Source organism: Neisseria sp. HMSC074B07 (assembly GCF_001810355.1).
GTDB lineage: Bacteria > Pseudomonadota > Gammaproteobacteria > Burkholderiales > Neisseriaceae > Neisseria.
Genome location: NZ_KV800948.1, coordinates 1 through 8,098, shown reverse-complemented (window position 1 = coordinate 8,098; position 8,098 = coordinate 1). Strand labels below are relative to the sequence as shown.

Below are 8,098 nucleotides of genomic sequence, written 5' to 3'. Positions count from 1 at the left end.
CGGTCGTACCTTCGGCAATGCCTTCCAACAAAGGCAACAGGTGGTTGCACTCATGTGTATTGGCCCCAAGCCGCCTAACGCTCCTCCAGTCCGGCCAAAATCGCACAATCCGGGCAGTCGTCTCCCGCGCAGGCATCGTGCCAGCGTTGCAGCTCGGCCACCATGCCCTGCAAGCGTTCGATTTTGGCTTCCAGCTCGGCGATGTGCCGCGCGGTGAGCGTTTTCACTTCGCGGCTGGTGCGCTGCGGGTTGTGTTGCAGGCTCAAAAGCTGCCCGATCTGCGGCAGCGAAAAGCCCACTTCCCGCGCATGGCGGATAAAGCGCAGCCGGGCAAGGTCGGCCTGTCCGTAGCGGCGGTAGCTCGCTTCGCTGCGCGCGGCCGGGGCGATTAGGCCGTACTTTTCGTAGTCGCGGATTTGTTTGGCGGAAAGGCCGCTCTCGGCCGCGGCCTGGCTGATGTTCATCATGATGCTTGACCTTTACTTCGGGTGAAGCTTTATAGTGGCGGCACTTAGCGGGAAAGCAAGAGCAGACCCATCATTTCAGGCTACCTGAAAGCTTTGGCTGCAACGGGCTTTAAAACCTCAGCCTCATTCCAACAGAAAGGAAACCCTATGCAAACCATCACATTAAACATCGAAGGCATGACCTGCGGCGGCTGCGTGAAAAGCGTTACCAGCATCCTCGAAGGCGTAAACGGCGTGGACAAGGCCGAAGTGAGCCTGGAAAACAAGAATGCCGTCGTGGAATTCGACCCCGCCCAAACCAACCCCGCCGCGCTGATAGAAGCGGTGGAAGACGGCGGCTTTGATGCGGCTTTGTAAATCGAATCGCAACAAATCGACTGCAACACCCCAAAGGCTACCTGAAAACCCTGCTCCGCTTTTTTCAGGTAGCCCAACCACATTCAGAAGGAAGAAACCATGCAACAAAAAGTCCGTTTTCAAATCGAAGGCATGACCTGTCAGGCCTGCGCTTCGCGTATTGAAAAAGTGTTGAACAAAAAAGATTTTGTCGAATCGGCAGGGGTGAACTTCGCCAGCGAGGAGGCGCAGGTTACGTTTGACGATAGCAAAACCTCTGCAGCCGACATTGCCAAAATCATTGAGAAAACCGGTTACGGCGCGAAGGAAAAAACGGAAGATACATTGCCGCAAGCTGAAGCAGAACACCATATCGGCTGGAGGTTGTGGCTTTTGCTGGCCATTAATATTCCGTTTTTAATCGGCATGGCAGGCATGATGATCGGGCGGCACGATTGGATGATTCCGCCGGTATGGCAGTTTGCGCTGGCGAGTGTGGTGCAGCTTTGGCTGGCAATCCCGTTTTACAAAAGCGCGTGGGCGAGTATTAAAGGCGGGCTGGCGAATATGGACGTGCTCGTTACCATCGGCACGGTCTCGATTTACCTGTATTCCGTCTATATGCTGTTTTTCAGCCCGCACGCAGCGCACGGCATGGCGCATGTGTATTTTGAAGTAGGCGTGATGGTGATTGGTTTTGTGTCGCTGGGTAAGTTTTTGGAACACCGCACCAAAAAATCCAGCCTGAACAGCTTGGGCTTGCTGCTGAAACTCACGCCGACTCAAGTCAACGTGCAACGCGATGGCGAATGGAAACAACTGCCCATCGACCAAGTGCAAATTGGCGACCTAATCCGCGCCAACCACGGCGAACGCATTGCCGCCGACGGCATTATCGAAAGCGGCAGCGGCTGGGCGGACGAGAGCCACCTTACCGGCGAATCCAATCCCGAAGAGAAAAAGGCGGGCGGCAAAGTGTTGGCGGGCGCGCTGATGACCGAAGGCAGCGTGGTGTACCGCGCCACACAGCTCGGCAGCCAAACCCTGCTCGGCGACATGATGAACGCGCTGTCCGAAGCGCAAGGCAGCAAGGCGCCGATTGCGCGTGTGGCAGACAAGGCGGCGGCGGTGTTCGTACCTGCCGTCGTGGGCATCGCGCTTCTGACCTTTATCGCCACTTGGCTGGTGAAAGGCGATTGGACGGTGGCGCTGATGCACGCCGTTGCTGTTTTGGTGATTGCCTGCCCGTGCGCGCTCGGTTTGGCGACTCCTGCCGCGATTATGGTCGGCATGGGCAAAGCAGTGAAACACGGTATTTGGTTTAAAGATGCGGCAGCAATGGAAGAAGCCGCCCACGTCGATGCCGTCGTGTTGGACAAAACCGGCACGCTGACCGAAGGCAGGCCGCAGGTTGCCGCCGTCTATTGCGTTCCCGACAGCGGCTTTGACGAAGACGCTTTGTACCGCATCGCCGCCGCCGTCGAACAAAACGCCGCCCACCCGCTCGCCCGCGCCATCGTCTCCGCTGCCCAAGCGCGCGGCTTGGACATTCCCGCCGCACAAAATGCACAAACCGTTGTCGGCGCAGGCATTACCGCCGAAGTCGAAGGCGCGGGATTGGTGAAAGCGGGCAAACTTGATTTTGCCGAATTAAAGTTGCCTGAAAACCTTTCAGACGACGTCTGGCGCATCGCAAGCATCGTCGCCGTTTCCGCCAACGGCAAACCCATCGGCGCATTCGCACTCGCCGACGCATTGAAAACCGACACCGCCGAAGCCATAGGTCGTCTGAAAAAACACGGCATCGACGTTTACATCATGAGCGGCGACAACCAAGGCACGGTCGAATATGTCGCCAAACAACTGGGCATCGCACACGCCTTCGGCAACATGAGTCCGCGCGACAAAGCCGCCGAAGTGCAAAAACTCAAAGCCGCCGGCAAAACCGTGGCGATGGTCGGCGACGGCATCAACGATGCGCCCGCACTCGCCGCCGCCAACGTCAGCTTCGCCATGAAAGGCGGTGCGGACGTTGCCGAACACACCGCCTCCGCCACGCTGATGCAGCATTCGGTCAACCAGCTCGCCGATGCCCTGCTTGTGTCGCAGGCGACGTTGAAAAACATCAAGCAAAACCTGTTTTTCGCCTTCTTCTACAACATATTAGGCATCCCGCTTGCCGCACTCGGCTTCTTAAACCCCGTCATCGCAGGCGCGGCGATGGCGGCAAGCTCGGTGTCGGTGTTGGGCAATGCGTTGAGGTTGAAACGGGTGAAGATTGAGTAATATGGAAAAGGTCGTCTGAAACAAGGCTTTCTCTTTCAGTTGCCCCTATTTCAGACGACCCATCATCCGGTAGACGATATAAAGAGCCAAGTTTTCAAACTTGGCTTTGTAACATATATAGTGCCGCCCCACCCTCGCCGCCGCTCAACGCAACGATTTTCCGCGTTCGGGGTTTGCTATAAAATCATTACCATCGCAATGCCCTTCCCCGCCTTGCCCCGTTATCCAAAAATCAAGGAGAAAACATGAAAACCGCTATTGTCGATTACGGCATGGGCAACCTGCATTCCGTCCTCAAATCCGTACAAGCCGCGCAAGCCTTGTCCGGCAAAGCCGCTGAAATTTATCTGACCGACCGCCCCGAAGACATCCTTGATGCCGACAAAATCATCTTCCCCGGTCAGGGCGCGATGCCCGACTGCATGGCGGCGCTGTGGCAAAGCGGTTTGGGCGAGGTAGTGGAAGACGGATTAAAAAACAAACCGTTTTTCGGCATCTGCGTCGGCGCGCAATTATTGTTCGAACACAGCGAAGAAGGCGATACTGCCGGACTGGGCTGGTTTAAAGGCAGGGTCAAACGCTTCGCCGCCAACCAAACCGATGCGCACGGAGGTCGTCTGAAAGTGCCGCACATGGGCTGGAATACAGTGCGTCAAACCCGCCCGCACCCGCTGTTTAAAGACATCGGACAAGAAACGCGCTTTTACTTCGTCCACAGCTACTACTTCGCCCCCGAAGACCCCGAAACCATCCTTGCTACCAGCGAATATCCGCACGAATTTGCCTGCATCGTCGGCAAAGACAATGTGTTCGCCACCCAGTTCCACACGGAAAAAAGCCACGACGCGGGATTGTTGCTGTTGCGTAACTTCTTGGATTGGCAGCCCTAGCAGTCTGTTTATAGCAGAAGGTCGTCTGAAATTTTTCAGACGACCTTTTGCATTGCTTGCCTGATACAACAATAATGTTTTGAAAATCAAAACGCGGCATTCATCAAATGATGATTTTGCCGCGTTACCGTTCAAACTTAGAGGTACACAATCTCGCCGCTGCGCCCCTTGCTTTCCTGACTTGCCCACCACACAAACTGCGGCAATACGTCGGTATAGTTTTTACGTTCGCTTTTCGACTCGCCCGGATGGGACTTGATGCGTTGAGGCGAGTTAATCGGACCCGGAATCAGAACATTGGCGCGCAGGTTGTCAAAACGTTCCCACTCGTCGGCAGCGACTTTGCACAAATAATTCAACGCGGCTTTAGACGCGCCGAACCCTCCCCAATAAGCCTTGGGATCTTCGCCATGACTCTCTCCGACAAAAATCACGGAAGCATCTGAAGAAGCTTTGAGCAAAGGCAGCATTGCGCGTGTCAAACCCATCGGCGCAACGGTATTGATCCGATATTGGTTGACCCATTCCGATACGGTCTGGAAATCCAAAGGAGAAAGTGCATAGAAATAGCTGGCACAATGCACGATACCGTCCAAACGTCCGCCGGTCGCCTCGGAAATGGTTGCGGCAAATTGGTCAAACTCTTTTTCTTCGGCGCTCATTAAGTCGAAGCAGATGGCAAAGGGTTCGGGATAGCCGGCATCGACAATGGCATCATAAACTTTTTCCAACTTCTTTTGATGACGCGCCACCAAAATGACGGTCGCGCCGGCCGCCGCATAAGCCTTGGCAACCTGCTCGCCCAAACCTTGGGACGCGCCGGTTACCATGATGATTTTATCGGATAAAGTTGACATGATTTCTCCATTTTTTAGATTTATAGTAGCTTAACTTTAAACCGACGGCGTTACCTCGCCTTAGTTCAAAGAGAACGATTCCTCTAAGGTGCTGAAGCACCAAAGTGAATCGGTTCTGTACTGTCTGTACTGTGCGGCTTCGTGGCCTTGTCCTGATTTAAATTTAATCCACTATATTGTGAAACCTATTATTTCAGACGACCCTGCCAATCGGCTCCGGTCAATCGGAAGATTGATTTACGCTTCGCCGCCTTCAGTATCCGATACGGTGTTCTCGGCTTCATTGCCTTCCGGATTTTCTACTTCGGTATTTTCATCTTCCGCTTCTTCGGCGACACGTTCCAGCGATACCAAGGTTTCGCCTTCATCCAGATTAATCAGGCGCACGCCTGCTGCGGCGCGGCCGGTTTCGCGGATTTGTTCGACTTTGGTGCGGATGAGGACGCCGCCGCTGGTAATCAGCATCAGGTCGTCGGTTTCGCCGACCAAGGTTGCGGCGACCAAATCGCCGTTGCGCTCGCCGGTGTTGATGGCGATATTGCCTTGTCCGCCTTTGTTTTTACGGCTGTAATCGGCAATCGGGGTACGTTTGCCGTAGCCGTTGGCGGTGGCGGTCAATACTTGCAAATCGCTTTGCGCGGCTTCGGGGGCGAAGGTAATCAGGCTGACGATTTTGCCGTCGGCAGGCAGGCGCATACCGCGCAGGCCGCCACTGCCGCGACCGGACGGACGCACACCGTGTTTGCCGTTTGGCAGGGCATTTTCGTTGTCGGCGGTTTCATCTTCGAGGTCGTCTAAAATCTCGGTTTCGATGTCGGCATCTTCCGCTTCGTCGTTGCCGGATTTTTCCCAGTATTCGTTGAAGCGGATGGCTTTGCCCAAGTTGGAGAACAGCATGATGTCGTCCGAGCCGCTGGTTTGCGCGGCGCCGACGAGGTAGTCGCCTTCTTTGAGCGCGATGGCTTTGATGCCTTGGCTGCGGACGTTTTTAAAGGCGGAAAGCTGGACTTTTTTCACCATGCCTTGTGCGGTGGCGAAGAAGACGTATTGGTCTTCGGGGAATTCGCGCACGGCGAGGATGGCGCTGACTTTTTCGCCTTCTTCCAACTGGATGACGTTGTTAATCGGACGGCCGCGGCTGTTGCGTCCGCCTTCGGGTAGTTTGTAAACCTTAATCCAGTGGCACTTGCCGAGATTGGTGAAACACATCAAATAGTCATGCGTGTTCGCGACGAACAGGGTTTCGATGAAGTCTTCGTCTTTGGTGGCCGCCGCCTGTTTGCCGCGTCCGCCGCGACGCTGCGCCTGATAGTCGGTGGTCGGCTGGGTTTTGATATAGCCGCCGTGGGTCAGGGTAACGACCATTTCGCGTTGCGGAATCAGGTCTTCATCGGCAATGTCGCCGCCGAACGGGTTGATTTCGCTGCGGCGTTCGTCGCCGAAATTGGTTTTGGTTTCTTCCAATTCTTCGCGGATGATTTGGGTGATGCGTTCCGGTTTCGCCAAAATGTCCAAATAGTCGATGATTTTTGCCATAATGTTTTTGTAATCGCCGACGATTTCTTCTTGGTCGAGGCCGGTCAGGTTGCGCAAGCTCATGCGCAGGATGGCGTCGGCTTGGATTTCGCTCAGATAATAGCCTTGTTCCTGCAAGCCTAGGTTGGCGGGCAGACCTTCGGGGCGCGCCATGCGCAGGTCGAGGTCGGTACGGCTCAGCATGTCTTCCACCAAGCCGCTGCGCCATGCGCGGGACAGCAGTTTTTCTTTGGCTTCAGGCGCGTCGGCGGATTCTTTAATCAATCGAATCATCTCGTCGATATTGGACAAGGCGACGGCTTTACCTTCGGCGATATGGCCTTCATGACGCGCTTTTTTCAGGCGGAACAGGGTGCGGCGGGTAACGACTTCGCGACGGTGGCGCAGGAATTCCGCCAGAATCTGTTTCAGGTTCAACAGGCGCGGCTGACCGTCAACCAAGGCGACCATATTGATGCCGAAGCTGTCTTGAAGCTGGGTGAGTTTGTAGAGTTGGTTTAAAACGACTTCGGCGTTTTCGTTACGTTTCAATTCGATAACGACGCGCATACCGGATTTGTCGGATTCGTCGCGCAGGTCGGATACGCCTTCCAACGTTTTTTCGCGCACCAGTTCGCCGATTTTTTCCACCAGCTTGGCTTTGTTCACCTGATACGGAATTTCGTCGATGATAATGGCTTCGCGTTCGCCGTTTTTGCCTATGGGTTCGATATGGGTTTTACCGCGCATGACGACGCGGCCGCGGCCGGTTTTATAGCCTTCGCGCACGCCGCTCAAGCCGTAGATGGTTGCGCCGGTCGGGAAATCGGGCGCTTGGAGAATATTGATTAATTCGTCGATTTCGGTTTCGGGTTCGTCCAAAAGACGAAGACAGGCATTGATGGTGTCAGTGAGATTGTGCGGCGGGATGTTGGTCGCCATACCGACGGCGATACCGGACGAGCCGTTGACCAACAGCGCGGGGAAGCGGGTCGGCAACACCAGCGGCTCGTGTTCGCTGCCGTCGTAGTTCGGGCCGAAATTGACGGTTTCTTCTTCGATGTCTGCCAGCATTTCGTGGGCGATTTTCGCCATGCGGATTTCGGTATAACGCATGGCCGCGGCGCCGTCGCCGTCAACCGAGCCGAAGTTGCCCTGACCGTCGATTAAGACGTAGCGCATCGAAAAATCCTGCGCCATGCGCACGATGGTGTTGTAAACCGCGGAATCGCCGTGCGGATGGTATTTACCGATGACGTCGCCGACGATACGCGCCGATTTTTTGTAGGCGGCGTTCCAGTTGTTTTTCAGCTCGTGCATGGCGTAAAGCACGCGGCGGTGCACCGGCTTCAAACCGTCGCGCACATCGGGCAGAGCGCGGCCGACAATCACGCTCATGGCGTAATCGAGATAGCTTTTGCGCATTTCGTCTTCAAGGCTGACGGGCAGGGTTTCGAGTGCGAATTTATGGTCGTTGCGGATAGTTGCGTCGGTCATGGTTTTCTTTATTTCGTATGGCAAAAATAGATGGGAATTTTAGCATAAAACCGTGCTTTTCGGGCTTTTTGCATCCCTTTCGAATCGTATGGTGAATAAACTGATTTTTCGCTACAGCTGCGATGCTACACGTAGTATCTGCGACTTGCTGCCTTCATGGGTTGTCTGCCATATCCTACCTGCCCATATAAAAAGGTCGTCTGAAAACCTAAACTATGGTTTGAACTGCACCCCAAAAGTTGGACATCCC

6 protein-coding genes are annotated in these 8,098 nt (G+C 54.8%); 3 read left to right on the top strand and 3 right to left on the bottom strand.

Features of this window, described 5'->3' with window-relative positions; translation table 11 throughout:
• Positions 1-74: 74 nt before the first annotated feature.
• Positions 75-467, bottom strand: coding sequence for a Cu(I)-responsive transcriptional regulator (cueR, locus tag HMPREF2726_RS07630; RefSeq protein WP_070602869.1), 393 nt, complete (start codon positions 465-467; stop codon positions 75-77).
• Between the two features lie 147 nt (positions 468-614).
• Here cueR and HMPREF2726_RS07625 point away from each other — a divergent pair, with 147 nt between their 5' ends.
• From HMPREF2726_RS07625 to hisH, 3 genes are all read left to right on the top strand, one after another.
• A complete protein-coding gene (locus HMPREF2726_RS07625) occupies positions 615-824 on the top strand; it encodes a heavy-metal-associated domain-containing protein (RefSeq protein WP_003674677.1) in 210 nt (69 codons plus the stop codon).
• 99 nt (positions 825-923) lie between these two features.
• Complete coding sequence (locus HMPREF2726_RS07620) at positions 924-3,089, top strand: heavy metal translocating P-type ATPase (protein WP_070602868.1); 2,166 nt, start codon at positions 924-926, stop codon at positions 3,087-3,089.
• Positions 3,090-3,334: 245 nt separating this feature from the next.
• Positions 3,335-3,979 carry an imidazole glycerol phosphate synthase subunit HisH gene (hisH, locus tag HMPREF2726_RS07615; RefSeq protein WP_009311421.1) on the top strand — a complete coding sequence of 215 codons (645 nt, stop codon included), beginning with the start codon at positions 3,335-3,337 and terminating at the stop codon, positions 3,977-3,979.
• Between the two features lie 137 nt (positions 3,980-4,116).
• Here the strand turns inward: hisH and HMPREF2726_RS07610 are convergent, their stop codons facing one another.
• Entirely contained in the window at positions 4,117-4,836 is a 720-nt protein-coding gene (locus HMPREF2726_RS07610; protein WP_003761605.1) for an SDR family oxidoreductase, read from the bottom strand.
• A 237-nt stretch (positions 4,837-5,073) separates the two neighbouring features.
• Positions 5,074-7,848, bottom strand: a complete 2,775-nt coding sequence (gene gyrA, locus HMPREF2726_RS07605) for a DNA gyrase subunit A (protein ID WP_070602866.1) — start codon at positions 7,846-7,848, stop codon at positions 5,074-5,076.
• Between the last annotated feature and the right edge of the window lie 250 nt (positions 7,849-8,098).